Raw genomic sequence first — 26,061 nt, 5'->3', positions numbered from 1 at the left:
ATAAGGTGGAGATCATCCATGAGCGACAGCGGAGTTGGCATGCTGCTGGGGCACGCCTCGGTCCAGATGGTTTGGCTGATGTTTATCGGCGCGTTCGTGCTCGGCGGCGTGCTCGTCTACGGGGTGATGAAGGCCGGCCATCTGCGCCGCAGCGAGCGCGCGCGCCTCGATCGCGCGACCGAGGAGCGACAGCGTCAGGAAGACCCCTACAAGCGAACCGGCTAGCGGGCTTATGCGCCCGAATGGGAACCTTTGACCTCGCCGCGTCTTGATCGCGCGAGGATAGAGGAAGGGGGTGCCTTCCCGTTCACCTCGACAGGAGGATTTATGGCCAAAAGAGCAAAGAAACGCACAAGCAAGAAATCATCGACGCGAAGCACGCGGTCGCGCCAGCCCCAGAAAACACTGAGCGACCTGTTTCTGGAAACGCTGAAGGACATCTATTTCGCCGAGAACAAGATCATCAAGACCCTGCCCAAGATGGCCAAGGCGGCCAACTCGAAGGACCTCGCGGCCGCCTTCAACAAGCATCTGCGCGAGACGCAAGGCCAGGTCAAACGTCTCGACCAGATCTTCAAGATGCTGGGCAAGCCGGCCCGCGGCAAGCCCTGCGAAGCGATCAACGGCATTACTGACGAGGGCGCCGAGATCATGAAGGATTTCAAGAACGCCCCTGCCCTCGACGCCGGCCTGCTCGCCGCGGCGCAGGCGGTCGAGCATTACGAAATCTCCCGTTACGGCACCCTGCGTACCTGGGCTGAGGAGCTCGGCATGCAGGACGCTGCAAGGCTGCTCCAGGAGACGCTGGACGAGGAAGAGGCGACCGACCATACGCTGAGCGAACTCGCCACCTCCGTCATCAATCTCGAGGCGGAAGAAGACTACCGGGCCGCCGCCTGACATCAGGTTCGTCCAATTGTTACCTCCGACGCCGCGGAACATCTCCGCGGCGTCAGTGCGTCTGAGCGCAAGTGGCTCCTCGCCTTCGGGGGCCAGGCATGCTGCAAACGCGCGATGCTGGAATTTGCGGGAACCATCCCCATATCCTCGTTTTCCAACCGCAGCGCCTTCCCCGAGTTTAGCCATGCCCAAAAATCCCTTCGACTGGATGCTGTCCGAAGCCCTGGACCAGCTGACCCGCGGCGAACGCATGCGCCAGCAGTTCGGCCGGCAGGAAGCCTGCTGGGAGCCGCCGATCGACGTGCTCGAGACCGAGCACGAACTCCTGATCCTGGTCGCGCTTCCCGGCGTCAATCCGGACAATGTCGAGACTGTCATCCATGACGGCGTGCTGGTCATTTCCGGACAGCGCACATTGCCGCCGGAGCTTCGCAATGCCCGGATCCACCGGCTCGAACTGCCGCAGGGGCGTTTTGAACGCCGCATTGCATTGCCCCTTGGTCGCTACGCCATCAGCCGCTTCGTGATGGACGGCTGCGTCGCACTGCGCCTCGCCAAATCCTGAGGTCGATCATGGCCACCGAACAGATGAATACCGCACAGACCAATTCCGAGAACGGTTCCGACGTGAAGATTCCCGAAGACGCACTGATCATCATCCCCGTGCGGGAGATGGTGCTGTTTCCCGGCGCCATCGCGCCGATCGCGATCGCGCGGCCGAAGTCGGTTGCCGCCGCGCAGCAGGCGCTGCGCGAGCAGCGGCCGATCGGCATCGTCCTGCAACGCAGCCCCGAGATCAACGAGCCCGGCCCCGACGACCTGTATCGGGTCGCGACCATCGCCAACATCGTGCGCTATATTACCGCGCCCGACGGCACTCATCACATCGTCTGCCAGGGCGTGCAGCGCGCGCGCATTCTCGACTTCCTGCCGGGGACGCCGTTCCCGGCTGCGCGGATCCAGCAGATCCCCGAGCCGACCACGAATTCGCCCGAGATCGAGGCGCGCGCCCTGAACCTGCAGCGGCAGGCGATCGAGGCGATCGAGCTGCTGCCGCAGGCGCCGCCCGAGCTTGTCGCGATGTTCCAGAGCACGACCGCGCCCGGCGCGCTGGCGGACCTGGCGACCTCGTTCATGGACATCAAGCCGCAGGACAAGCAGGAGGTCTTGGAGACCATCGACCTCGCCCTGCGCGTCGAGAAGGTGTCGAAGCACCTCGCCGAGCGGCTGGAGGTGCTGCGCATCAGCAACGAAATCGGCCAGAAGACCCGCGCCAGCTTCGACGAGCGGCAGCGTGAGGCGATCTTGCGCGAGCAGATGGCGACCATCCAGCGTCAGCTGGGCGAAGGCGACGGCAAGGCCGCCGAGGTCGCCGAGCTGACGGCTGCCATCGCCAAGGCCAACATGCCGCCGGAAGCGGACGCGCATGCCAAAAAGGAGCTGCGCCGCTACGAGCGCATGCCGGAAGCCGCCGGTGAAGCCGGCATGGTCCGCACCTATCTGGACTGGCTGATCGAATTGCCTTGGGCGCTGCCCGAGGAGAAGCCGATCGACATCAAGGAGGCGCGCGCCATTCTGGACGCCGACCATTTCGGCCTGGAGAAGATCAAGAGCCGGATCATCGAATATCTGGCCGTGCGCAAGCTGGCGCCACAGGGCAAGGCTCCGATCCTGTGCTTTGTCGGGCCGCCCGGGGTCGGCAAGACCTCGCTCGGCCAGTCCATCGCACGCGCGATGGGGCGTCCCTTCGTGCGCGTCAGCCTGGGCGGCGTGCACGACGAGGCCGAGATCCGCGGCCACCGCCGCACCTATATCGGCGCGCTGCCCGGTAACATCATCCAGGGCATCAAGAAGGCGGGTGCCCGCAACTGCGTGATGATGCTGGACGAGATCGACAAGATGGGCCGTGGCGTGCAGGGCGATCCCTCCGCCGCCATGCTGGAGGTGCTCGACCCCGAGCAGAACGGGACGTTCCGGGACAATTACCTGGGCGTGCCGTTCGACCTGTCGCGCGTCGTCTTCATCGCGACCGCCAACATGCTGGACCAGATTCCGGGGCCGCTGCTGGACCGCATGGAGCTGATCAGCCTCGCCGGCTACACCGAGGACGAGAAGCTGGAGATCGCGCGGCGCTACCTGGTGCGGCGGCAGCTGGAGGCCAACGGCCTCACCGCCGAGCAGGCCGAGATCGAGCCCGAGGCGCTGAAGCTGGTGGTCAAGGGTTATACCCGCGAAGCCGGCGTGCGTAACCTTGAGCGCGAGATTGGCAAGCTGTTCCGCCATGCGGCGGTGCAGGTTGCCGAGGGCACGGCTGCCAAGGTCGTGGTGACGACGAAGGATATCGCCACCGTACTGGGCCAGCCGCGCTTCGAAGGCGAGATCGCACAGCGCACCAGCATTCCGGGCGTCGCCACGGGTCTTGCCTGGACGCCGGTCGGCGGCGACATCCTGTTCATCGAAGCCTCGCGGGTGCCGGGCAAGGGCGGGATGATCCTGACCGGTCAGCTCGGTGACGTCATGCGCGAGAGCGTCCAGGCGGCAATGACGCTGGTCAAGAGCAGGGCCTCGCAGCTCGGCATCGATCCGCAAGCGTTCGAGAAGAGCGACATCCATGTTCACGTCCCCGCGGGCGCAACCCCGAAGGACGGGCCGAGCGCGGGCGTGGCGATGTTTACGGCGCTGACGTCGCTGCTCACCAATCGCACGGTGCGCAGCGACACGGCGATGACCGGCGAGATCTCGCTGCGCGGACTGGTGCTGCCGGTCGGCGGCATCAAGGAAAAGGTGGTGGCTGCGGCCGCCGCCGGATTGAAGCGGGTGATGCTGCCGGCGCGCAACAAGCGGGACTACGACGACATCCCGAAAAGCGCGCGGGACAATCTCGAATTCATCTGGCTGGAGCGCGTCGACGAGGCGATCGCCGCAGCGCTTGAGCCTGATGAAGCCAAGGTCGAAGCGGCGGAGTGAACACGATGAAGAAACTGCTGGAAGACGCGAGAAGATCGCGGAAGGCGCAGCGGCTGCGCCAGCTGCTCGATCGTGCCATCGACCGGGTGCGCGATGCGCTCGCAGGACCCGAGCCGCGGCTTCAACCGATTCCGGTCCGGGTGAAGCGCCGCAAGGGTTGAGCCCTCCGTCTCAGGCCCTCGCGGCTGCCCCAAACAAAAGGCCCCCCATACGAGGGGGCCTTTGCGTTATCAGGCCACGGCGTCCTTGGCGGCCTTGACAGGGCGGGCGCGGACGATCTTCCGGGCCGGCTTGGCCTTGAACATCATCTCTTCACCCGTGAACGGGTTGGTGCCCTTGCGCGCCTTGGTCGCGGGCTTCTTGATGACCACGAACTTGGCGAAGCCCGGCACCAGGAACAGGCCGTTCTTCTTGAGCTCCTTGTGGCCGACGTCGGTCAGCGTCTCCATGACGCTCTTGACGTCGCGCTTGGAAAGCTCTGTGGCGGTCGCAATCTTTTCGATCAACTGCGATTTGGACATTTGGGTTGCCATCGTGTCTCCTCTGATTCGTGACGGCTGCATATTAGACCAACCGGCGAAGGCCTATAGCCTTCTGCACAGTTTTGTCGCGATTTTACGGGCTTTTTGCCCCGCTGTAGCAAAAAACCCTGCATTTTAGCCACTTCCAGGGTGGAAGGAGCCTTGAGCAGCGGATTTTGCCTTGTTTCAAAGGCCCGCACGACATCTTGCTAGAACTGATTCGCCGCTTTCGACAAGCGAAGACCGGCCTCTTTGTGAAAGGAGGCGCATGTTTCACCCTGAAAAATAAGGGTCGGACCGCATGTCGGCGGTCTTCCTCCCCGTAAAAACAGGGAGAAACCGACGGGCGATCGGCTAGACGCGTTCGATGATGATGGCCGGCGCCATGCCGCCGGCGGCGCACATGGTGACGAGACCGCGCTTGAGGTCGCGCCTTTCGAGCTCATCGAGCACGGTGCCGATCAGGATCGAGCCGGTCGCGCCGATGGGATGGCCGAGCGCGATTGAACCGCCATTAACGTTGACCTTGGCGCGGTCGAGCTTGAGATCGCGGATGTATTTTTCCGCAACGACCGCGAAGGCTTCGTTGATCTCGAACAGGTCGATGTCGTCGATGGAGAGCCCCGCCTTCGCCAGCACCTTGCGCGTGGCCGGGACGGGCGCGTTCAGCATCAGGGTCGGCGAGTCCCCCATATTCGCCATCGCAACCACGCGGGCGCGGGCTTTAAGGCCATGCGCGCTCGCGTAAGACGGTGACGCCAGCAGGATCGCAGCGGCTCCGTCGACAACGCCGGACGAATTCCCGGCATGGTGCACGAAGTCGATGTCGAGATCGGGATATTTCTGCAGGATCAGGCCGCGATAGGTCGTTCCCTTGTCGTCCAGCGCATAGTCGGCGATCGCGGGAAACGCCGGCTTCAGCGCGGCGAGCCCCTCCATCGTGGTCTGCGGCCGCGGATATTCCTCATGGTCTAGTGCGAGACTGCCGTCCTCGCGATGAACCGGCACGAGGCTCTTCTTGAAGTGACTGCCGGCAATCGCCTGCGCGGCGCGCCTCTGGCTCTCCAGCCCGAGGGCGTCGACGTCCTGCCGCGTGATGCCTTCGAGCGTCGCGATGGCATCGGCGCAGACACCCTGATGCGACTGCGGGTGCCGGGCGCGAAGCCGCAAATTGCCGGCGTCCATCATCATCGGACCGCCGCCGCGGCGCCCTTCCATCGACATCATCTCGCAGCCGCCGGCGATAACGAGGTCTTCCGCCCCTGCCATGATCGAGCTTGCGGCCATGTTGACGCTGGTGATGCCAGAACCGCAGAAGCGATCCAGCGTCACGGCGCTGGCGCGTACGTCATAGCCGGCATCGAGCGCCGACATGCGGCCGAGATCCCCACTTTGCGTCGCAACCTGCGCGCTGCAGCCCCAGACGATGTCATCGACATCTGCCGTGTCGATGCCCGTCCGATCGGCGAGCGCGCGCAGCACGGTGGCACCTAATTGCTGCGGATGAATGCCGGAGAGGGCTCCCTTGCCCGCCTTGCCGATGCCGCGCGGGGTGCGGCAGGCATCGATGATCAGCGCGTCGCTCATGGGCGTGTCCTCTTGTTATCAGTGTTGGGGGTGGTTTTGAATCAGGGGCACAGCGGAGTCAATGCGCGGCGTCTACGGCCTCTCGCCGGGATTTTCCGCTGCGCGTAAAATCCACCATCACGCTCCCGCCGCGTTCTTTGCAATCACGTTGCGATAGAAGCTCGCGCTCAGCTTTGGCGTCCGCACCTGGGTGTCGAAATTGACGTGATAGAGCCCAAAGCGCTTGCTGAGCCCGAACACCCATTCAAAATTGTCGATCAGACTCCATAGGAAATAGCCCCGTACCGGTACGCCCTCGGCGGTGGCGCGCTGGAGCTGGGCGAGATAATTGCGCAGGTACATAATGCGATCGGTGTCGTAGATCTTGCCGTCTTGCGTCACCTGGTCCTCGCCGGAGGTACCGTTCTCGCTGATATAGATCGCGTTCGTCTTCCAGATATTGGCGGCCAGCTTCGGCACCCAGTAGATCGTTTCGGGGCCGACGCGCAGCCAGTCCGAATTCATGTGCGGGAACGATTTCGGGATCGGCAGAGGCATGAAGCCCGCGCCCTGGTCGGCCGCGACGATGTAATGCTGCGGCGCGTAGATGTTGAGGCCGAGGAAGTCGACCGGCGAGGAGATGATCTTCAATTCCGCGTCGGTATATCTCGGCGCGGCCGCGCCGGCATATTTGAGGAACGCCTCGGTGTAGCGGCCGGTCATGATGACGTTGAGATAACCGGCATTCAGCTCGCGCAGCGCGATCTCGGTGGCACGCACGTTCTCCGGCGTATCGATCGCGGGAATGCAGGCATCAACGTTCTCGGCCGGGCCGACACGCGTGCCGGAGCGGCCATGGGCGCGCACCGCCTGCACCGCGAGCCCATGCGCGAGCGCGGTGTTGTGCCGGATCTGGTTCACGTCGGCCTGCGGCAAGGTGAGGCCCGGCGCATCGATGCCGATGCCATAGCCGAAATAGACGAAGCGACCGCTCTCATTCAGCGTGAACACGTTCTTGACGCGATCGGTCAGGTGCTCGGCGATATAGGCCGCGTAATCGCCGAAGATCTTGCAGGTCTCGGTCGAGCGCCAGCCGCCGAAACGGTCCTGCAGCGATTGCGGCATGTCCCAATGATAGAGCGTCAGCCACGGCTCAATCCCGTTCTTCAGGAGTTCGTCGACCACGCGATTGTAGAAATCAAGCCCTCTCGGATTGGGCTTGCCGTCACCGTCCGGGAACACCCGCGGCCACGCCACCGAGAAGCGATAGGCCTTGCAGCCGAGTTCCTTGATGAGCGCGATGTCGGCTTTGTAGCGGTGATAATGCTCAGCGGCGCGATCCCCGGTCGTGTCGTCCTCGATCTTGCCGGGGATACGGACGAACTTGTCCCAGATCGAAGCCCCTCTCCCGTCTTCGTTGACCGCGCCCTCAACCTGATAGGACGAGGTCGCCGTACCCCAGACGAAGCCCGCCGGGAAGGTCTGCGCGTTGCGCGACTCGGTCGGTGGCCTGGCGTCGGCGGCCTCAAGCGGGCCCGTCATTGCAGCTGCCGATACTCCCGCGATTTTCGCGAACTGGCGACGCGAGACCTGGTCCGACATTGATGCTGCCCCGAGATGAGTGACGCGGCGGCACAATGACGGGACGCAGGCGATTTGAGAAGCGCCGACACCAAAATTTGAGGATACAGAATCGCGCTGCTTCCGGGCGACATGTCGCAGCAGGCGATGCAGCAAGCCGCGACGGCGCCTGCGCTCAGCGCGACCGTTTCGGCAGCTTTGGCAGCTTGCCGGGACTAAAGGCCGGGATCGGCCCGGTTCGTTCAGGCCGAGCCGCCGAAGGTTCCGTCAGAATCAGCGTTCCCTGAAGGACCACTCCCCGTGCCTGCCCTGCTGTCGCCGTGTAGGTTGCGATCTTGTCGGGACAGGTCCCCTCGATGTCCAGCGTGAGATCATCATAGGTACCGAAGACCGTGTCGCGTCCCTCCGTATGACGCTTCGTCGACACGGTTGCCGTGAACCGATCGCCATCGATCTTGCAGGAGCCGTGATACGTCATCAGGCTGTCGCGGCCCCAGATCTGGCCGTCCGCGACATGGACGATCCCGGTGCCCTGGTCGAGGGGGGTCTTGTACCACGCCGTGTAGGTGCCGTCCTTCAGCATGGGAGCAACCTCCCCTGGTATTCCCTTCCGATCATCCGCACGAGGAGCACTAACAAAGCGTTAATCCGGCACACCGTGCCAATCCGGAGAATCTCGTCGCAAGCCGGCTGCGAGTGCTCGATAATGCCGTGGAGCAGGTCCACCGCAAGTGGAAAGCGACTTCCCGCAGGTGCAACTAGCGCGCGATGTGAAATTGCCGTTCTTGGCCTGTCCTCGCCCTAGGTGTTCAGTCCCGAGGTCAAGTGGATTGGATCGATCCGGAAGCAGTCTGGCTCGTTTGCGTCGCCTGGGAGATGCTGCTGACCTTTATCCCATATTCGCTGCGCAGGGCCGTCAGCGGTGCGGACACGGAGAGCAGCAAAACGAGCTTTAAGCCGACCTTTCGTTCCGCTACGCCAACTCACGGTTTTCCATTTGGCGCTGGCCAGCATTTGTTCTGCCGCAATCGATAAGATATCGGGCACGTGGTGCTTTCGTGGTTTGCCACGGACTTTGGTGATCGGCCAAATGAGCTTCACATCGACCGGATACACTTTCTGGTGCCGAGGGATCCCGACAGCCCATGTCAGCCCGCGATCTGTTAGCCCTTGTCGAAACGGTGCGCTAAGTCCGTATCCTGCATCCGCCAGCACACATCCAAAATGCACGTTGGCTGCCATCGCGCGGTCGATCTCGGCTAAAGCAATTTCCGGCTTGGACCGTGGCGTTCGGTGTTCGACTGGCACGCGAGCGCGCTTCAAACGAGCCACGTCGCTTGTCCAACTATCAGGCAGAAAGAGACGTAACGCGACCATCACTGGCACTTCGCCGCGCGCAAGCGTCAAAGATACCAGCGTTTGGCAATTTGCCGTTTTGCCGAGAGCCGACGCATATTGAGCCGCAACACCAACCGAGCGTTCGCCCTTCTTCGGCAGTGAAGTGTCATCAATAACCAGCACCGCATCCTTGCCGCCGACAAGTCGGTCCGCCTGGTTGAGCAGTTCCCTCTCCAGCGGCGTCGCGTCCCAGACACCGTCCGCAATGAAATGGTGCAGCTGGTCGTAGTTGCCCGTGGCAAGGCGCTCCGCCATCAGCTGAACGCTCTTGCGATCGCCAGGACCGATCAGTCCTGCAACATACAGAGGACACATCCGCTGCCGGGTCTTGTGACCCAGCCGATCCAAAAACGGCATCAGCCAGCGTTCAAGTTCGTCTTCCCATCCCGCCATGATCAGCCCTCCAAGAGCCGACCACCCATGAATCATTGAAAAACTAGAATCCTATAAAGCACGGCAAAATCGACAATCTGCCAAAGTAGTGCTAGGACGTGGACTCATTGAGGCGCCGCCATAGCCTGATCGACGCGAGTTGAACGAAGGCAAGATAGTTGGCCTCGAGCCTGTCGTAGCGCGTCGCCACCCGACGGCATTGTTTGATCCTGTTGAAGAACCGCTCGACATGGTTGCGAGCGCGGTAGACATAGGGACTGAAACAGATCGGATCGCTGCGATGCTTTTCGGCGGGATGTTGGCCCACGCGCCCTTCTTCATAGCAAGCTCTCTGATCCAGTCGGCATCATAGCCACGGTCGGCAAGCAGCATTGACCCGGATTTCAGACGAGACAGCAGTTTTCCGGCAAGCCGGACGTCGTGGGCCTCACCGGAGCTCAGCGCCAGCCGTACGGGCAGACCATTGCTATCGACAACCGCATGAATTTTGCTCGTTAGGCCACCGCGTGACCTTCCAATCGACTGGCGCTGGTTTCGCGTGATGCAGGCTCCATGCTGATGCACGCGGGCAATGGAGGTGTCTATCATCTGAACAGCGGCGTCATGGGCAGCGGCAAGCGCGTCGATGATGCGGCCCCAGACGCCAGCCCGCTGCCAGCGGACGAAACGGTTACAGCAGGTCGTGTAAGGGCCAAAATGATCAGGCAAATCGCGCCAAGGTGCCCCGGATCGCAGGACCCAGAAGATGCCATGGAGGACACCACGGTCGTTCACCCGAGGAACGCCACGCGGCTTGTTCGGCAGCATGGGTTGGATGGCAATCCATTCATGATCGGCGAGTTCGTAGCGCATGATTCGAACCCCCAGTTTGGAAGCTTGAATCACAGCGACCTGGTCCGCCGCAACGCTTCGAGGCAGGCGGCGGTTGGACGCTTACGGGCAGCCCGCCGACAATCCTGTTGAAACCGTCGAAAATGACCCCCGGTTGCCTCAGCCCGGCGCCATTCCCTTCGCCTTGATGATGGCTCTTGCTTCCGGCGACTTGAGGTACCCGAGCAGCGCTTTTGCGGCATCTCCTTGCTTTGTGTCCGCGGCAACCGCGCCCGTAAAGACGACTTCTTGCTGCAGGTCCGCAGGGAATGGGCCGACGACGTCTAGGCCAGGAGCGGTGAGCACATTCAGCAAGAACACGCCTAGCTCCGCTTCGCCCTTTGCAACTGCCGCAACGATCTCCGCTGGTGCCGCTTTTGCCTGAAGCTTGCCCTTGATTGCGTCGGCGACACCAAGTCGCTCGAATGCTTTCATCACTTGCGCACCTGCAGCGCTTGCCGGCAGTGTCGCAATCGACTGTGCTTTGAGCAGCGCAGCCTTAAATGCGTCAGGTGTGCCGATGTCGGGCTTTGGAGCGCCAGCTCGCACCGCAACACCTAGGCCAACGCGCGCCACATCGGATGTCGTGCCGGCGGTGAACTTTGCACGTGCTGCTGCGTCCTGCATCACCTCGACCGGCACGACGCCGACGTCAAACGACTTTCCCGACGTCGCCTCCTTGATCAAATTTGGCGTAGTGCCGAAGAAGATGTCGAGCTGGTGTCCGGTGACTTGCTCGAACTTCGGTTTCACCTCAGCCCACACCGCAGTCATCGCGCCGCCCGCCAGAACGCGCAGCTCGGCTGCGTGTCCGTTCTCGACCAGAAATGTAATAAACACTGACGCGAGGAATGCCGCGCGCGCAAAACTCAGCGCTGTCATGATGTGCTCCACACTGGGTTCACGCAGCTTAGCAGTTCGACTGCTCAGCGCCATATTTACCTGCCTGCAAGCGCCGAATCGCCCGGAGGTCCGAAAGTGGCCTATCGCGACATATTGCGCCGCCGCACGAACTCAGCCGCTGTTGGCGCGAAGCCGACATTGCCTTCGTTGCATCACGCCGCTGGGTTTATGGGTACACGGCCTGGTTGATGCCGCTGCCTCCCAATCAGGGCTAAAGTGTTAGGTAGCAATCGGGAATCATATTCCCGGCCTCGAATGTCGCCTTTGTTGTTCAAGCGCCCCGCGTATCCCGCGCCAGGAGCACAGCGGCCTAGGCGTCAACCAGGATTTGCACCTGCGGCGGCAACTTTCCGGCGACGCTTGGGCCGGTGAGAGGTGGCGGCCCGGAATTCGGTAGCAAATGCTTAGGATAGAGCGAAACCTTCATAGCCGCGAGTAACGACGTTCTGGCAGATCTGGCGATAACGGACCAATCCGCCCGCATACGGCATGAACACCTGCGGCTTGCCCGGAATATTGGCCCCGAGATACCAGGAATGCTTTGCCTGCGGCAGCAGTGTTCGGGCAGCAGCCTCGTTGACTTCGCTTACCCATGTATCGACGGCGTCGGCCCGTGCCTCGATGCGCTCCAGTCCGTTAGTCCGCATGTGAGCGATGCAATCGGTGATCCAGTCGACATGTTGCTCGATGGCGACGGGCATATTGCACAAAACTGATGGACTGCCCGGCCCCGTGATCGTGAACATGTTTGGAAAACCAGCGACCTGCAAACCCAGGTAGTTGCGTGGTCCGGCCGCCCACACATCCTTCAGTGCGATCCCGTCGCGACCGCGGATATCCATCTTGAGTAGCGGTCCCGTCATCGCATCGAACCCTGTCGCGAAAACTATGATATCCAGGGGGTACTCGGCCTCGTCCGTGCGAATTCCAGTCTCAGAGATCTGCCGGATTGGCGCAGCTTTGACGTCCACGAGCGTGACATTCGGCCGATTGTAAGTCTCAAAATAGTCGGTATCGATCGGCGGTCGCTTGGCCGCATACGGATGATCAATGTCAGCGAGGACCGCTGCGGTGCTGGGATCCTTCACAATCGAGCGGATTTTCCTCTTTATGAACTCGGCGGCCGTGTCGTTTGCTTCCTTAGAAATGAGCATGTCCTCAAAGGATGCGCGGAACTGCAGCCCCCCGCGCTCCCAGGCCTCCTCATAGATCCTCTCGCGCTCCTCTGGCGGCGTGTCGACCGCTTTGCGTTCCGCGACCTTGAACCCCATGCCATTGTAAGTTTGATGTGTGGTCGCGCGTATTTCGCGAGCATTACGTTTAACGTACTGCTTGAAATCCGCCGTCAGCGGCGCATTGCGTGCTGGGACTGAATAGTTCGCGGTACGCTGAAACACAGTCAAATGCTTCGCTTGATCAGCAATCACCGGGATCGCCTGGATGGCGGTCGATCCGGTGCCGATTATTCCCACCCGCTTACCCGCAAACTCGACGCCTTCGTGCGGCCACTGCCCCGTGTGGTACCACTCACCCTTGAACGTCTTCAGCCCGGGTATGTCGGGCACGTTGGCACTGGACAGGCAGCCGACTGCAGTAATGAGAAACTTCGCGATAAAGGTCTCGCCCGTTTCTGCACGGATGTGCCAGCGATTGGTGGCTTGCTGATAATGCGCCGCCGCGACCCGAGTACCGAATTGAATGTCGCGTTTCAGGTCAAGCTTGTCGGCAACGAAATTCAGATAGCGCAGAATTTCTGCTTGGCCAGGATAGCGCTCGGACCACTCCCATTGTTGCATCAAGTCAAGGGAAAACGTGTACCAATAAACATGGCTTTCAGAGTCGCACCGAGCTCCAGGGTAGCGATTCCAGAACCACGTGCCCCCAACACCATGAGCCGCTTCTACAGCTTTGACTTTCAAGCCATGGTTATCCCGAAGCCGAAGCAGCTGGTAAAGACCAGAAAAACCCGCGCCAACAACCAGCGCGTCCAGCTCAATTGGTTTATTCGACATTGCTGCACTCGCTCACTACGCCGCCAAATATAGGCTAGGTATTCCGGCAGCGCCGTAAGGCGATGGTGCGCTGCGCCATGGTGATTTCGATTAACATAACCGTCCCGGTACGTGCGCTCAAGGTCGCCTCTCTGCTCAATGCAGCTCACTGCCTGGCGTCACCCTCCAAACTCTCGAATGCACTCCTTCAAAGACCGAGCCGGCCAGATGTGAACAATGCTGCTGCAACTCCTCTTATGGACGGCGGGCGGGAACCAAATTCTCGGACCCTCTGCATGTCATGGGCCATCGACGGGCGCTGCTCGGACGAGGTGTATTTGGCATCACAAAAGCGCTGCTGATCGCAGGCGCGCAGCGACGCTTCGTCGCCTTCCTAGCGCGTGCGATGGTCTCGGCCGGCAAATCCAGGATCTCTTCCAGCTTATAAACTAGCGCCTGACCCACACGAACGGCCCCTCCCGAGCAGCGTCGAGAAACGGCGCACCGGGTCGCTCTGCAGCATGGCTCCCCCAGGCAGGCCAGTACACGCAGATCTGGATGGCATCTCGCGCGTGCGTCAGCTTTGCAGTGAGCTCGGCAAGTACAGTACCTTCGTCGTAAGGCCGACGGGGAGCACGGTCACAGCATGGGGAAGGCGCCGTGGGCGGATATGCCGGCGCGTACATGGCCAGGCGGTGAGGCTTGGGCATGGTCGGCTACGGTCAAACGCAGAATCGGTCAGCCGGCTCAGGCTCTTCCGCTCTGCATATCAAAGCGGACTTCCAAAGGACCCTACTCCTCTTAAGGATAGACGCACTCGATCATTTAGCGTGCTCTCATAGAAAGTTATTGCGCTTGCCAGCTATCGGGGGGAACCGACGGGGAGAGTATCGCCTATTAGTTATCGACTGGACGAGTAGCACTCGCCTATCATTCGATGCTCCCGTTCTGCTCCCTCCAAAGTCCCTCGCCATGAAAGCCGGCGCAATGCGCGGGACGATGCCCCTTGCTACTCCCCGACCGGCGCGGGCTCGGGTAGTATCGAATGGATCGCAGAGATGCTTTTATCAGCCGATCCGATCGGTTCGGTTGTTATGCATCGAGCACGCGCGTGAAGAACCAATAGCTGCCGAGCACTGTAATCACAGCCGACAGCGCATAAACCAAAGCTGCGCGCCTTGCCGGCTTGGCTCTGCCAATCGCCGCGAGTTGCTCAAGGGCGATCAGCGCCGGAATTACGATTGCAACGATCGCGACCTGGCCGATCTCGACGCCGATGTTGAACGCCGCAAGTGCCGGCACGATCGCGTGTGGCGGGACACCGATCTCCTTCAGAACGCTGGCAAAACCGAAACCGTGAATCAGCCCAAACATGAAGGTCACTCGCCAGCGCCGGTCGAGGTCACGCGAGAAGAAATTCTCGATCGCAACGAATACGATCGACGCCGCAATCGCCGGCTCGACGATCCGGCTTGGGATGACGACGATGCCGAGCGCGGCCAGCGAGAGCGTAATCGAATGCGCAATCGTGAACGCCGTCACGATCTTGATGACCGGCATGATCCGTGTAGCCCACAGCACGACGGCGACTAGAAAGGCGATATGGTCATAGCCGAGAAAAATGTGCTCGATGCCGGCGATCAGATAGCTGTGCATCGTCGAGGCGAGCGAGGGTGGCGGCGCCGACAGCGTCACGGTCGTTTTGTCGGCATCGAGCAGCGCCTGCGCCTCCTGCCCGCCTTGGACGATGAGGACGACCTGCCGCGCGGTCGGGTCGTTCTCGGTCAGAACCATGGAGCGATAGAGGATGTCGCCGGGAACAGTTGCGCAGGAATACGTATTGCGGAAGATGACACCGTCACCGTCGGCGAAGATCCTCCCCTGGCTTGCGGCGCACGCAACACCGCTATTGTTTGATATGCCGAGATTCGCATTCAGATAGGTGAGGATTGCCGGTGTGGCAGCGGCGACGGCGGCGGGATCGACCGCGTCCTCCTTTGCATCATAGAGCCTGGTGCCGATCAGACGGTCGACGTCGCTGCCCTTGAGCCCCATCTCGACGGTGACCGTACGATCGTGGGAGAGAGCAAGGCGCGTCGTCAAGAGGTTGATCTGGTGCGCCGCTGCCGGCAGCGCCAAACTCTGCGAGAAGGCGGCAAGCAGGATCGCGCAGAGTAGCGGATATCTCACGAGCCCGCTCCGATCGCACGCAACAGCTCGGTGAGCCGACGCATCTCGAACTCGGCGACAGTGACCACGGCACCGTCGGGCGCGAGCCGGGCGTAGCGGTCGAGGGGATCGGCTGGCGCGCCGAATTCGAGCCGCGCCAGCGGCGCAGACGAGTCGCGCGCGAACGCCAGCAGAATCAGGTGCGGCAGGTTGAGGCCGTAGCGCGCGAGCTGCGACGGATCGGCCGGACCGATGCGCGTCTCGACGGCACTCGCATCGAATGCGCGCAGCGCCGTATCAATGATGCCCGCCTGCTCGGGATCGGCGACGTGGGTGATATCGCCGCCAGCGTGGCTATGCTGGCCCTTATGGCGGAACCACTTGCCGTCCATGTCGCGCTCGAACCGGGTGAGCTTGCCCGCAAAGACGATCTCGATCGCCCAGACCTGCGCCATCGACACGGGCAGCAGCAGGTCCTTGCCGCGTCTAGACGCGCTCGCACCGGCCTGATCCCGGAACCGGCGTGCGATGTCGAAGGCCACACGCCACTCCTCGGCGACATGACGCGGCATCAAAGCGACCGCGGGCCGGCCGGCGAGCCGGACATAGTGCGAGGTGCTCGCCGGATTGAGCACGCCGAAATTGATGGTCGCAGCAGTGCCGTTGGCTTCGATTGCAGCGACGATGACTGGTGGATCGAGCCCAAACTCGGCGAAGCTTGCGACGGTGAGCTCGCTCGCGGGAATCTCGCGCACGACATCACTGACATTGATCAGCCGCAGCGCCGTATCAAGATGCTTGCCGAGTTCAGGCGGCACGGCGCCATCGACAGCTTCGATACTCCAACCGCTCGCCCCGTGGACGAGCACGATACTGTTGCCCCCAGAGCGGATCGCGACGCGACGCACGTCGGCCGGCGCAATCGCCACCAGGCCCTTTGGCGCGAACGCGACCTTGCTACGCAACTCCGGCCACTGCCCGCTGATCACAAGTGCGGCGAGCAGCGCCAGCAGCAACGCGGCCAATAGCGGCATTCGCCATCGTCCGGTCGTGCTTGCAGCCGCCGCCCTCACCGCCGCCTCCACCACATCAGCATCCCGAAAAGCGCGGTGCTCAGCGGCAACAGGACCTCCAGCACAATGAAACTGTCGCGCATCTGGCGGCTCGTCATCACGATCTCCGGCAGCTTCAACGGCTGTGGTGCCACGCTCGGGGTAGCATCATCCTCGGCGAGCCAGCGCAGCATTGACAGCGAGAGCTCGCCGTTAGAGACGTAAGGAAAGTATTCGTTGCTAGCGAACTTGCTGGTACCGGCGACCACAAGGCGGAAGTGTTTGTCGTCGCCTGCGCCGGGCCAGGTGCCCTCGAGAGCCACGGCGAGCGTTTGCGAGGTGCGGTTAGCACTCGGCGCTTCGCCGCCTGTCACGGCGACCGTTGCCTGGGGGGATTTCAGATAGCTATCCTGGCTGCTCGCCGCCAGCACGACGACAGCCACGCCTGACGGAGGCTGCCCGACCGAGATTGGCCGCGCGTGCGGGAATATAGTCAGCGCGAGGCGCTTCGTGATCGGATGGGAAGGATAATAAGGAACCGCTACTTTGTCCGAATCGGTCCGGAAATGATTGAGGGGATCGACAACGATCGCCGCCGCACTAGACAGCCCCACGGGCTTGAGCACAAGCCGCTCGAAATCGCCGGATATCTCCGACAGCGGATCGAGCAGCAAGAGGAGCCGCCCGCCCCCTTTGAGGTAATTACCGAACAGCTGCACCTCGTCTGCGGTGAACGCACTGCGCGGTCCAATCTCGGCAATCACGGAGCAGTCCGGCGGTATCACCACGCTAGTCGCGGTAACGAGCTCGCGCATCTCGAAACCGATCTGATTCAGCGCAAGCTCCAGCCTGTCGAGCTGCTCGGGTGAGGCCTCCAGCACGTCGCCGGCGCCGGGCGTCTCATGGCCCTTCAGCGTCTCGACATGGCTGTAATGGAAGTGTGACGGCATCGGACGGAAAGTCTCGCCGTGACCGGTAACGAAGCAGACGGTCTCGGTATGCTTGCGCAGGACGCGCAGCGCGGCTAATCCGAGCCGCGCGGGATCGACCACGTTCTCGACCAGCACCTTGCGATCCCCAGCCTGCAGCACCGCCGTGTTGTAGACGCGCACGCCGAGGTCGCGCGCCGTGCCGGGCTCCTTGTCAAGGTCGACGGCGCGAAAGACGAACAGCGGATGGTTGCGCGCGGCAATCTGCACGAGGTCGCGAAGGCCCACCGCGTGGGGATCACCAGCGTTGTAGAAATAGGTGAGCGCGAGCGGCTCGCGCAATTGCGCGATGACGTCGGTGAGCTGGCGCGGCGGCGTGTTCGCCCCCTCTCGGCTGACGTCGAGATGTACGTCGTGGCGATAGAGCGCGACGTTGGCGCCGACCACGATGGCGACGGCGCCACAGACAATGGCCGCATTCATAGCCCACTCCGAGGCGCGCGATGCACCGCCGCGCAGCGGAAGACGGACCGCGAGCACGAACAGCGCAAGCAGCACGAGGAGGCAGGCTGCGAAAAGTAGGCCGTTCGACACCGTCTCGCCAAGTCCGGCAAAGCCGAGCAGGCCGGTCGCGACGGCACCGGCCACAAGCGCGGCTAGGCCGAAGTCGGCTCGGGCAAAGCGCGCCATCATCTTCGCGCCAGCGCCCGCACGGAGAGCACCAGCGTCAACAGCGTGACGCTGACGAAAAAACCGACGTCTGACAGATAGATCGACCCGACGGCGAACGGACGAAAGTGCACGGAAAGCGAGAGGTTCACCACCATCGTGTCGGCGGGGCTCGGAAGCAGCCAGCCGAAATTATCGATGATCCAGAGCAGCAGGAAGACGCTGAGTGTAATCAGCGCCGCGATGACCTGGTTCGCCGTCAGCGCCGAGGCCAGGAGTCCGGTGCTGACCAGCGCGGAGCCGAACAACAGCAGTCCGAGATAGCCAGAGTAGATCGGGCCGAAGTCGGGATCGCCGAACCAGGCGAGCGCAGCGGCGTAGGCCGTCGAGAGCAGCAGCATGACCACAACTAGGCTCATCGCAGCGACGTATTTTGCCAAGACGATCGCGACCTCCGACACCGGGGCGGTCAGGAGAACCTCCAGCGTCTTCAGTTTCCGCTCCTCCGCGAACAGGCGCATGGTGATCAGCGGAGCGGTGAGCCCGAACAGCACGAACATCTGGAAGAAGATGTGCACCATGCTGGGCTGATGGCTGAGGAACAGCGTGAGCGTGAAGCTGTAGCCCATGATCAGGAGGAACACAGTCATCAGGACGTAGGCGATCGGCGCGGAAAACAGCGCCGCCTCTTCTTTTTGGAGCAGCACCGCAAAACTTCTCATGCTGCCTCACCGAGGCGCTTGGTGAGATCGAGAAACACCCGCTCGAGATCGGGACGCACCTCCGTAAGCTCCGACACGGCGACATCGGCCGCCACGAGCGCCGCGATGAGATCGGCCGGAAGCGACGCGCGCCGTTCGGCACGAACGAGATAATGGCCCGTGCCGGCATCCGCATCGGGCGCGACCTCGCGCACGCCGGAGACGCCTTGGGCTGCAAGAACGATCAGAGCATAAGGGGACGATGATGACAGCCGCAGCGCCAGATGCTGCGTCATCTCCTTCAGCGCGTCTGATGTCAGCAGCCGGCCATCGAGCAGGATCATCACGCGCGAGGCGATCTTCTCTATCTCGGGCAGGATGTGCGAGGCCATCAACACGGTGTGGCGGCCGGCCAGCGACCGGATGAGATCGCGCACGGCGATCACCTGATGCGGGTCGAGCCCGCTGGTCGGCTCATCGAGCACGAGCACCTTTGGGTTCGCCAGAAGCGCCTGCGCGATCGAAACGCGCTGGCGGAAGCCGCGCGACAGTTTTCCGGCCGGCAGCATCATCACCGCCGTCAACTCAAGCCGCTCGGCGGCTTCATCCACCGCCCCGCGCGCTCCAGCGCCGTGCAGCCCCTTGAGGCCCGCCATGAAATGCAGGAATTCGCCAACCCGCATGTGGTCGTAGAGCGGCGCATCCTCAGGCACGTAGCTGATGGCACGTCGGACGCCGAGGGAATCCGACACCACGTCGCAGCCTGCCACCTCGATCCGCCCTGAAGTCGGCACGAGGTAGCCCGTGAGCATGCGGAAAATCGTACTCTTGCCGGATCCGTTGGGCCCGAGCAGGCCGACGATTTCACCCGGCTCGATCGCAAAGGACACGTCAGCAACGGCGCGCCGCGACCCGTACCATTTCGTCACATGCTGCGCCAGAACGACCGGAGGCATGGCAATCCGAACACTTCTCTGGCGGCGGTCCGCCGACTGCACCGAACAGAATCCCGGGCATCAGGCCCGGGATGATGATGCGCGAAGACGACCGAGGTCGCTAGCTAATCACTCGTAGAATTCGGGCGAGTGCTTGTGCGCCTTGAACGTATCAGGGTCATGGGCATAGATGATGTCGGCGCCCTCGGTGTCGCGGACCCGTTTCACCCAAGCGTAGGCGTCTAGCATGCCGACCGGATCGTAGACACTGCCGATGCTCGGCAGGATGTTCTTATCGAGGTTCTCCTGCAGATAGACAGCGTCGGAGGTCAGCACCACTGTGCCGGTCTTCGGCAGCCGCACGACAAGGATCTGGCTTCCCGGCGTGTGCGAGACGCTGCGGTGGATGAAGACACTATTGTCACCGAACAGGTCGAGGTCCCCGTCGAGTTCGATGGTCTTGTACTTGGCGGGCATGCCCCCGCCGATGCTGTTCCGCAGCATGGAGAAATCTTCCGAGATGAAAAACGTCGCGTAGCCGGGCGCCGGCCAGAACGCGTTCCTGATCTCGTCGCGCTGGAACACGAATGTCGAATCCAGGAACTTGCCGATGTTGCCGGCGTGGTCGACGTGGAAGTGGCCGAGTACGACATATTTGATGTCGGAGGGCTTGACGTTAATCTTGGAAAGCTGGGCGTCGATGGCGATGTCGGGATCGCGGCCTGGGTCGAGCGCTTTCACGAACGGTCCCCAATAATCCGGATCCTTGATGATACGATCATTGTTGCCGCAGTCGAACAGCACATCACCTTTGGGATGGCGGATCAGGAAAAAACCGACGGGAATCTGGACCTTGCCGCTGGAGCCGTTTTGAATGATGGACTTGTCAAGATTAAGCGCCCCCGAGGAGAACACGTAGAGCTTCATCTCTTTCGGCGGCTCCGCCGCCGTCGCCCCGGCGGCTGCCCAAACCAATCCTCCAAATACCAAGCCAAGGACTCGAGCACAGCGCATCAGCATGTCGTCCTCCCGGTTTTGACGTATTTTGTTTCGTCTCTTGTCTTTGTCTTTTCCGTTCCGTCTTTCCATGTTTGTCGGACGTCAGCTTCATAGCACAAAAACTGTCGGTTGTGCAGCTCCTGGCCCACCCCCACGACGAAATTGAGAGCGGTTTTGCGGCGCGGCATGAGCCGCCGCAGTCTGGTCGATTCCCCGACCGGGCTTATTTCACGCGGCGAGATATTGCCGCACCTTCGTCGTCCGCCTTCCTCGCCCTGATACTTCGGCGTAAGCGATCCAGCCGCTGTCGATCATGGCCATCGCTCCACGTAACCGTCGCAATGTCGCGGCGCCGCCCGCCACTCGCAAATGTCGGTTGATCACACAGCTGTGGCCGATCTACAGTGGGCCTCCTGAACAGAAAGAGCCGGTTGTTTTCAAGACAGGCCAAAAGAACAGGTTCATGGGAGGTGCGGTTCGATGAGCGCAGTCATCACGCGTCGCATTGTACTGGCGGGTGGTACCGCCAGCCTGCTGGCCGCTCCCTGGGTGGCCAGGGCCCAGAGCAACACCTTACGGATTGGAATGCAAAGCATCCTGTCCGGGCCGATCGCACTGCTCGGCACCTCGTCGCGTAATGCGCTGATGATGGAACAGGATCGCATCAACGCGGCCGGGGGCTTCCTCGGCCGACAGATCGAAATCGTGTACCGCGACTCAAAGGGCCAGCCGCAGGAGGCCGCCCGCATCGCGCGAGAGCTGGTGAACAGCTCGGGTTGTGAGCTCTTGATCGATGCCGAGGCATCGTCCGCCTCCTTTGCGGTCCAGGAAGTGGTGCGCAGTCTCGGCGTTCCCTGCATCCACACCAACAGCGAAACGTCCTCGCTGACTGCGGATCCCAAGATTCGTGCGCCCACCGCGTTCCGAGTCGCGCGGCAAGGCGTGCACGACGCTGTCGCCGGCAGCATTTATCTCTCCGGATACGCCAACGCCAAGAAGCTCAACAAATGGGCGACCTGTTCGCCTGACTACGCCTACGGCCGCGACACCACCGCCCAATACCTGCAATTCTTCAAGCAGTTCAAGCCGGACCTCGAGGTGATCACCGAGGCCTGGCCCAAGCTCGGGCAGCCAGACTTCACGGAAGTCATCACTAAGCTGATCCAGGCCAAGCCGCAGGCGCTGTTCACGTTGCTTTATGCCGGCGACCTCTCGGCCTTCGTGAACCAGGGCAACATCTATGCGCTGTTCTCGCAGATGGCCGTGGCGACCCCCAACGTCGATTATCCGGTGCTGGCTGCGATCAAGAACCTGCCGGCCGGCATCCAGTCGGCTACCCGCTATCTCGAAACCTTCCCGGATACGCCCGCCAACAAGGAATGGGGCCAGGCCTACTTCAAGAAGTGGAACGAGCGGCCGACCAACTGGTCGTGGCAGAACACGGTGGCAATGCAGTTCTATGAGCAGGCCATCAAGAAGGCCAATGCCCTGGACGGCAAGGCGCTGGCCGACGCGCTCACCGGCATGAAGATCAACACGCCGTTCGGCGTCGACGGCACGATCACCATGCGCGACGACCACACCACGATCGGCTATGCCATCGGCTGGGGCCAGACCATACCGACCGAGCCGTTCATTGTCGACGTGAAGGCCGCCGACTGGGGTAAGATCATCGAGCTCGAGACGGAGTGGAAGAAGCAGCAGAAGTACATCTGAGCTCAGATGGACCTCAACGCACTCGGCGCCTGCTTCGCAACATCGGCCTGTGTGGTGACCCAAACCACCAGCGGGCTGATCGTGGGCATGCTCCTGTTCCTGGTCGCCGCAGGCGTGACGCTGATCTTCGGCGTGCTGAAAGTCGTGAATTTCGCCCACGGCACCTTCTACATGCTAGGCGGTTACGTCGCCTATACGGCGCTCGGCGTAACCGGCAGCTATGCTGTTGCGGTGCTGGCGGGCGCACTGTCAATGGCGGCGTTTGGCGTTGCGTTCGAGCGTGCGCTGATTAGTCGCGTCTATGGCTCCAATGTCCTCATGCAGCTTCTGATCTGCTACGCCGTGGTGTTGATCTTCGACGATCTCGTCAAGATCATCTGGGGACCGGAATTCCACGCCATGGGTATGCCGCCGGCGTTCCAGGTGCCGCCGCTGTTCATCGCGGGTGGAGTGGTGCCCCCCTTTTACGCCGTGCTGATCGGAATCGCTGCGCTGATCGCAGTCATTCTCGGCCTCGGCCTGTCGATGACGCGGCTCGGCAAGACGGTGCGCGCCGCCGCGATCAACGCGCAGATGGTGTCTGCGCTCGGCGTCAACACCACACTGCTGTTTACGATCGTCTTCGCCATCGGCGGGGGGCTCGCCGGACTCGCGGGCGCGCTCGCGGCGCCGGTGCGTTCGCTGTCGCCGGGCATGGGCTTTTCGGTCTTGATCGAGAGCTTCATTGTCACCGTAATCGGCGGTATGGGCTCGATCCCGGGCGCTCTGGTTTCAGCGCTGTTGATAGGGCTGGTCCGCGGCTTCGGCACGATCGGCTTCCCCCAGTTCACCGACGGCCTGATTTACATCGTGATGATTGCTATCCTGCTGCTCCGGCCGCAGGGCCTATTCGGTCGCCGTCTATGAAAGAGAATCGCCGCCCGGCCATGCGCGAGGCGGCGATTGCCGCACTAGCCTTGATTGTCGTGCTCGCAATCCCGTTCGTCCATCGCAGCCCTGCGTTCGAGGATTTCGTCATCCGATTGAGTGCAATGGCGCTGTTTGCGACCTCGCTCAACCTGTTGGTCGGCAACACCGGCATGGTCTCATTCGGCCATGGCCTGTTCTATGGGCTGGGCGCCTACGCTTTCGCCTTGATGATGCAGATGACGGAGCTCTCGCTGCCCGTCGCGGCCGTGCTCGCGGTGCTGTTCACGGCCGTAGCCGCGCTCTGCGTCGGCGCGATCTGCGTCCGCCTCAGCACGGACTATTTCGCCTTCATCACCCTGGCGTTTCAGATGCTGATCTACAGTGTCATCATCTCCTGGCAGAGCCTCACCGGCGGCGACCAGGGCCTGCGCGGCGGCCTGCCGCGACGCGAGATCTTCGGCTTCGAGCTCGCCTCGCAGCTTCATCTTTACCAGTTCTGCGCGGTCGTCGCGGTAATTGGCTTGCTGGCGCTGCGCCACATTTCCGCAAGCCCCTTTGGCCAAACGCTGCGCATGATCCGAGACAACGATAGCCGCACGAGCTTTCTTGGCGTGGTGCTGTGGCGCGCCCGGCTGTGGGCATTCACCATCGCCGGCAGCTTCGCAGGGCTCGGCGGCGTATTGGCCGCACTGTTCGTCTCGGGCGCCTATCCGGAACTCGCCGATTGGCCGAATTCTGGTCAAGCGATCTTTGCCGTCATGCTGGGCGGCATCAACAGCTTCCTCGGACCTTTGCTCGGTGCGGCGATCCTGCTTGCGCTGAATGACCTGCTGGCCCGCACCACCGAGTATCAGGGCCTGGTGCTGGGAATCGTGGTCCTCATCTTCGCCGTTGGTTTGCGCCGCGGCGTGCTGGATTTTCTCCGACGTGCATGGCCGAGCAGCTTACGATGAAACTTGAGGTCAGACATCTCACTAAAACATTCGGTGGCGTGCGAGCGATTGACGATGTGTCGCTGGCCTTTCCTTCAGGCTCGCTTTCGGCGGTGATCGGACCGAACGGCGCCGGCAAGAGCACCTTTTTCAACCTGATCAGCGGCGCATTCGCCCCCGATAGCGGGGAGGTGCTGCTCGATGGCGAGGACGTCGTCCGTCGCTCAAAGGCTGAGCGCATGCAACTTGGCATCGGGCGGGCGTTTCAGGTGGCGAGCTGCTTTCCGAGCATGACAGTGGCGGAAAACTTAATGGCCGCCGTTACCGCCCATCTCGGTCAGTGGGGCAATCTCGCCCGCCGCTTTCCGCTGCCCGGCGCGCGAGAGCGCGCTCGAGAGGTGATGGAGTTGGTAGGTCTGAGCCACATAGCCGATGTCGAGGCCGCCATCCTTTCCCACGGCGACCAGAAGCTGCTCGATATCGCCATTGCGCTAGCGCTCGAACCGAAGGTGCTCCTGCTCGATGAGCCGACGGCCGGCATGGGCCCCGACGAGCGCTGGGGCATGATCGAGCGGGTCCGGGGCTTATGGGACCAGCAGAAGCTGACGCTGGTGTTCATCGAGCACGATATGGACATCGTCTTCCAGGTCGCGAGCACCATTCGCGTGCTGTGCTACGGCCGCGTTCTAGCGGAGGGCACGCCGGACGAGATCCGCAACAACCAGGCGGTGATCGACGCGTATCTCGGCAAGGAGGAACATGATCCATGACGGAGCTCCTACGCGCCGAAGGATTGAGCGCCTTTTACGGTCCCAGCCGGATACTGTTCGATGTCAACCTCGTGCTCCAAGAGAAGCGCACGCTGGCGCTACTCGGCCGCAATGGCGCGGGCAAGAGCACGACCATGAAGACGCTTGCCGGGATCGTGCCGGCCAGGAGCGGCCGCATCATCTTCGCCGGCCAAGACATCACCCGCATGCCGCCGCATGCGCGCGCTAGGCTCGGTCTCGCCTATGTGCCCGAGGATCGCCAAGTGTTCCCCGAGCACAGCGTGGAAGACAATCTCCTAATTGCAGCCAAGAGCGGTCCCGATGGACGGCGCGGCTGGACGCTGCCGCGCATTTGGGACACCTTCCCGCTGCTCGAAAATCTTCGCGCCCGCGAGGCGGGCCGCCTGTCCGGCGGCGAGCAACAGTTGCTGGTGATCGCGCGGGCTCTGATGGGCAATCCCTTGGTTCTCTTGCTCGATGAGCCAAGCGAAGGCCTCGCTCCCATGGTGGTCGCCACCATCAGCAGGATGCTACGCGAACTGGGAGCAAGCGGCGCTACCATCCTGCTTGCTGAACAGAACATGCATTTTTGCCTGCGAATTGCGGAGGAGGCCGTAGTCATCGATAAAGGCAAAGTGGTGCACCAACAGGACACTGTCGGTCTCGCCAGGAACGAGGATATCCGCCGGCGTTATCTTGCCATGTAGCGGTCGTGTTTGGGACCGGCATTAATCGCGACGAGCGCCTGATACTCAATCCGTGACCGGAGGTCTCAAGCGGGACGGTTTCTGCGGATGCGTCTTTCGGCGCGCGCTCAAAGAGAGCCCGCCATTCTCGACAAGCCTGTCTAGGGAGAGACTGCTCACTCAGCGAACCTATGTTTCGAGTCACGCACGCATGAGAACTCACAACAAGCTTGTGCGGATTGAGCATAAGGTATTTGGCCATGAAACATTGGGCATGTCCCATTACATGCATCAGCGGCCGGCTTTTTCTAAGATCAAGCAAGCCCGGGTGCGATGTCTCCCTCGCTCAAGGCCATGGGTTCCTCACTTCATTACAAACGCGGAGCTAGAACAATCGATTCCCATCCAACTCTGACCATGGACGCCGGGATGGCACCCGAACACTCGCCCAGCAACACTTCGCAAACGTTTTGGGGAAGCGAAGCTGAAATCCCAGAACATCTC

General features: G+C 62.1%; 23 protein-coding genes and 1 pseudogene. 10 read left to right on the top strand and 14 right to left on the bottom strand.

Annotation, left to right across the window (positions count from 1 at the left end; all coding sequences use genetic code 11):
• Positions 1 to 18: 18 nt before the first annotated feature.
• The 5 genes from X265_RS11450 (at position 19) to X265_RS40395 (ending at position 4,028) form a co-directional block, all read left to right on the top strand.
• Positions 19 to 225: a hypothetical protein gene (locus tag X265_RS11450; RefSeq protein ID WP_128964921.1), complete on the top strand. Its 207-nt coding sequence runs from the start codon at positions 19 to 21 to the stop codon at positions 223 to 225.
• Positions 226 to 327: 102 nt separating this feature from the next.
• Positions 328 to 900, top strand: coding sequence for a YciE/YciF ferroxidase family protein (locus tag X265_RS11445; RefSeq protein ID WP_128964920.1), 573 nt, complete (start codon positions 328 to 330; stop codon positions 898 to 900).
• Between the two features lie 184 nt (positions 901 to 1,084).
• Entirely contained in the window at positions 1,085 to 1,465 is a 381-nt protein-coding gene (locus X265_RS11440) for an Hsp20/alpha crystallin family protein (RefSeq protein WP_128964919.1), read from the top strand.
• Between the two features lie 8 nt (positions 1,466 to 1,473).
• Entirely contained in the window at positions 1,474 to 3,867 is a 2,394-nt protein-coding gene (gene lon / locus X265_RS11435; protein ID WP_128964918.1) for an endopeptidase La, read from the top strand.
• 5 nt (positions 3,868 to 3,872) lie between these two features.
• Complete coding sequence (locus X265_RS40395; RefSeq protein WP_164938521.1) at positions 3,873 to 4,028, top strand: hypothetical protein; 156 nt, start codon at positions 3,873 to 3,875, stop codon at positions 4,026 to 4,028.
• Between the two features lie 69 nt (positions 4,029 to 4,097).
• Here X265_RS40395 and X265_RS11430 read toward each other — a convergent pair whose 3' ends face one another.
• The 14 genes and pseudogenes from X265_RS11430 to X265_RS11365 form a co-directional block, all read right to left on the bottom strand.
• The gene (locus tag X265_RS11430) at positions 4,098 to 4,400 is read right to left on the bottom strand and encodes an HU family DNA-binding protein (RefSeq protein WP_128964917.1); all 303 of its coding nucleotides are present in this window, start codon (positions 4,398 to 4,400) and stop codon (positions 4,098 to 4,100) included.
• A 342-nt stretch (positions 4,401 to 4,742) separates the two neighbouring features.
• Positions 4,743 to 5,975, bottom strand: coding sequence for an acetyl-CoA C-acetyltransferase (locus tag X265_RS11425; protein ID WP_128964916.1), 1,233 nt, complete (start codon positions 5,973 to 5,975; stop codon positions 4,743 to 4,745).
• 117 nt (positions 5,976 to 6,092) lie between these two features.
• The gene (locus X265_RS11420; protein WP_128964915.1) at positions 6,093 to 7,556 is read right to left on the bottom strand and encodes a GH1 family beta-glucosidase; all 1,464 of its coding nucleotides are present in this window, start codon (positions 7,554 to 7,556) and stop codon (positions 6,093 to 6,095) included.
• A gap of 154 nt (positions 7,557 to 7,710) precedes the next feature.
• A complete protein-coding gene (locus X265_RS11415; RefSeq protein ID WP_128964914.1) occupies positions 7,711 to 8,118 on the bottom strand; it encodes a hypothetical protein in 408 nt (135 codons plus the stop codon).
• 281 nt (positions 8,119 to 8,399) lie between these two features.
• Positions 8,400 to 9,362, bottom strand: a pseudogene (locus tag X265_RS11410) (IS701 family transposase); the annotation flags it as partial.
• A 55-nt stretch (positions 9,363 to 9,417) separates the two neighbouring features.
• Positions 9,418 to 10,178 (bottom strand): IS5 family transposase gene (locus X265_RS11405; RefSeq protein ID WP_373291760.1). Its coding sequence is split into 2 segments (ribosomal slippage): positions 9,418 to 9,611 and positions 9,611 to 10,178, totalling 762 coding nucleotides; the frame shifts between segments, so codons are not numbered across the junction.
• Positions 10,179 to 10,316: 138 nt separating this feature from the next.
• Complete coding sequence (locus X265_RS11400) at positions 10,317 to 11,078, bottom strand: molybdate ABC transporter substrate-binding protein (RefSeq protein ID WP_128964913.1); 762 nt, start codon at positions 11,076 to 11,078, stop codon at positions 10,317 to 10,319.
• A 425-nt stretch (positions 11,079 to 11,503) separates the two neighbouring features.
• Positions 11,504 to 13,111: a flavin-containing monooxygenase gene (locus tag X265_RS11395; protein WP_128964912.1), complete on the bottom strand. Its 1,608-nt coding sequence runs from the start codon at positions 13,109 to 13,111 to the stop codon at positions 11,504 to 11,506.
• Between the two features lie 1,071 nt (positions 13,112 to 14,182).
• Positions 14,183 to 15,280 carry a HupE/UreJ family protein gene (locus tag X265_RS11390; RefSeq protein ID WP_244659508.1) on the bottom strand — a complete coding sequence of 366 codons (1,098 nt, stop codon included), beginning with the start codon at positions 15,278 to 15,280 and terminating at the stop codon, positions 14,183 to 14,185.
• A complete protein-coding gene (locus tag X265_RS11385) occupies positions 15,277 to 16,293 on the bottom strand; it encodes a hypothetical protein (RefSeq protein ID WP_128964911.1) in 1,017 nt (338 codons plus the stop codon). Before X265_RS11385 ends, X265_RS11390 begins: the two co-directional genes overlap by 4 nt.
• Positions 16,294 to 16,328: 35 nt before the next feature.
• Complete coding sequence (locus X265_RS11380; RefSeq protein WP_128964910.1) at positions 16,329 to 17,933, bottom strand: Gldg family protein; 1,605 nt, start codon at positions 17,931 to 17,933, stop codon at positions 16,329 to 16,331.
• On the bottom strand, positions 17,930 to 18,631 hold the full coding sequence (locus X265_RS11375) for an ABC transporter permease (protein ID WP_128964909.1): 702 nt from the start codon (positions 18,629 to 18,631) through the stop codon (positions 17,930 to 17,932). Before X265_RS11375 ends, X265_RS11380 begins: the two co-directional genes overlap by 4 nt.
• Entirely contained in the window at positions 18,628 to 19,566 is a 939-nt protein-coding gene (locus tag X265_RS11370) for an ABC transporter ATP-binding protein (protein WP_128964908.1), read from the bottom strand. The genes X265_RS11375 and X265_RS11370 overlap by 4 nt, the downstream gene beginning before the upstream one ends.
• 108 nt (positions 19,567 to 19,674) lie before the next feature.
• Positions 19,675 to 20,634 (bottom strand): N-acyl homoserine lactonase family protein, encoded by a 960-nt coding sequence (locus X265_RS11365; protein WP_128964907.1) that lies wholly within the window; start codon positions 20,632 to 20,634, stop codon positions 19,675 to 19,677.
• Between the two features lie 390 nt (positions 20,635 to 21,024).
• On the opposite strand from X265_RS11365, the gene X265_RS11360 reads away from it, so the two are divergent.
• From X265_RS11360 to X265_RS11340, 5 genes are read left to right on the top strand one after another with little or no spacing between them, the layout of a single operon-like run.
• Positions 21,025 to 22,260: an ABC transporter substrate-binding protein gene (locus X265_RS11360; protein WP_128964906.1), complete on the top strand. Its 1,236-nt coding sequence runs from the start codon at positions 21,025 to 21,027 to the stop codon at positions 22,258 to 22,260.
• Between the two features lie 6 nt (positions 22,261 to 22,266).
• Entirely contained in the window at positions 22,267 to 23,166 is a 900-nt protein-coding gene (locus X265_RS11355; protein WP_128964905.1) for a branched-chain amino acid ABC transporter permease, read from the top strand.
• Complete coding sequence (locus X265_RS11350) at positions 23,163 to 24,122, top strand: branched-chain amino acid ABC transporter permease (protein WP_128964904.1); 960 nt, start codon at positions 23,163 to 23,165, stop codon at positions 24,120 to 24,122. Before X265_RS11355 ends, X265_RS11350 begins: the two co-directional genes overlap by 4 nt.
• Positions 24,101 to 24,871: an ABC transporter ATP-binding protein gene (locus X265_RS11345; RefSeq protein WP_128964903.1), complete on the top strand. Its 771-nt coding sequence runs from the start codon at positions 24,101 to 24,103 to the stop codon at positions 24,869 to 24,871. Before X265_RS11350 ends, X265_RS11345 begins: the two co-directional genes overlap by 22 nt.
• Complete coding sequence (locus X265_RS11340) at positions 24,868 to 25,578, top strand: ABC transporter ATP-binding protein (RefSeq protein ID WP_128964902.1); 711 nt, start codon at positions 24,868 to 24,870, stop codon at positions 25,576 to 25,578. The genes X265_RS11345 and X265_RS11340 overlap by 4 nt, the downstream gene beginning before the upstream one ends.
• Positions 25,579 to 26,061: the final 483 nt, after the last annotated feature.

Origin of the sequence: Bradyrhizobium guangdongense (assembly GCF_004114975.1) — a bacterium.
In the GTDB taxonomy this organism is placed as follows: domain Bacteria; phylum Pseudomonadota; class Alphaproteobacteria; order Rhizobiales; family Xanthobacteraceae; genus Bradyrhizobium; species Bradyrhizobium guangdongense.
Note: the sequence above shows the minus strand (reverse complement) of the source record. Positions and strands in the feature narration are given on the sequence as shown.

Excerpts from the sequence above, each read along its gene's own strand:
- X265_RS11425 (WP_128964916.1), bottom strand. The coding sequence starts at position 5,975 with ATGAGCGACGCGCTGATCATCGATGCCTGCCGCACCCCGCGCGGCATC.
- X265_RS11445 (WP_128964920.1), top strand. The coding sequence starts at position 328 with ATGGCCAAAAGAGCAAAGAAACGCACAAGCAAGAAATCATCGACGCGA.
- X265_RS11450 (WP_128964921.1), top strand. The coding sequence starts at position 19 with ATGAGCGACAGCGGAGTTGGCATGCTGCTGGGGCACGCCTCGGTCCAG.
- X265_RS40395 (WP_164938521.1), top strand. The coding sequence starts at position 3,873 with ATGAAGAAACTGCTGGAAGACGCGAGAAGATCGCGGAAGGCGCAGCGG.
- X265_RS11395 (WP_128964912.1), bottom strand. The coding sequence starts at position 13,111 with ATGTCGAATAAACCAATTGAGCTGGACGCGCTGGTTGTTGGCGCGGGT.
- X265_RS11415 (WP_128964914.1), bottom strand. The coding sequence starts at position 8,118 with ATGCTGAAGGACGGCACCTACACGGCGTGGTACAAGACCCCCCTCGAC.
- X265_RS11345 (WP_128964903.1), top strand. The coding sequence starts at position 24,101 with ATGGCCGAGCAGCTTACGATGAAACTTGAGGTCAGACATCTCACTAAA.
- X265_RS11430 (WP_128964917.1), bottom strand. The coding sequence starts at position 4,400 with ATGGCAACCCAAATGTCCAAATCGCAGTTGATCGAAAAGATTGCGACC.
- X265_RS11440 (WP_128964919.1), top strand. The coding sequence starts at position 1,085 with ATGCCCAAAAATCCCTTCGACTGGATGCTGTCCGAAGCCCTGGACCAG.
- X265_RS11350 (WP_128964904.1), top strand. The coding sequence starts at position 23,163 with ATGAAAGAGAATCGCCGCCCGGCCATGCGCGAGGCGGCGATTGCCGCA.
- X265_RS11380 (WP_128964910.1), bottom strand. The coding sequence starts at position 17,933 with ATGATGGCGCGCTTTGCCCGAGCCGACTTCGGCCTAGCCGCGCTTGTG.
- X265_RS11340 (WP_128964902.1), top strand. The coding sequence starts at position 24,868 with ATGACGGAGCTCCTACGCGCCGAAGGATTGAGCGCCTTTTACGGTCCC.
- X265_RS11400 (WP_128964913.1), bottom strand. The coding sequence starts at position 11,078 with ATGACAGCGCTGAGTTTTGCGCGCGCGGCATTCCTCGCGTCAGTGTTT.
- X265_RS11355 (WP_128964905.1), top strand. The coding sequence starts at position 22,267 with ATGGACCTCAACGCACTCGGCGCCTGCTTCGCAACATCGGCCTGTGTG.
- X265_RS11375 (WP_128964909.1), bottom strand. The coding sequence starts at position 18,631 with ATGAGAAGTTTTGCGGTGCTGCTCCAAAAAGAAGAGGCGGCGCTGTTT.
- lon (WP_128964918.1), top strand. The coding sequence starts at position 1,474 with ATGGCCACCGAACAGATGAATACCGCACAGACCAATTCCGAGAACGGT.
- X265_RS11360 (WP_128964906.1), top strand. The coding sequence starts at position 21,025 with ATGAGCGCAGTCATCACGCGTCGCATTGTACTGGCGGGTGGTACCGCC.
- X265_RS11420 (WP_128964915.1), bottom strand. The coding sequence starts at position 7,556 with ATGTCGGACCAGGTCTCGCGTCGCCAGTTCGCGAAAATCGCGGGAGTA.
- X265_RS11385 (WP_128964911.1), bottom strand. The coding sequence starts at position 16,293 with ATGCCGCTATTGGCCGCGTTGCTGCTGGCGCTGCTCGCCGCACTTGTG.
- X265_RS11365 (WP_128964907.1), bottom strand. The coding sequence starts at position 20,634 with ATGGAAAGACGGAACGGAAAAGACAAAGACAAGAGACGAAACAAAATA.
- X265_RS11370 (WP_128964908.1), bottom strand. The coding sequence starts at position 19,566 with ATGCCTCCGGTCGTTCTGGCGCAGCATGTGACGAAATGGTACGGGTCG.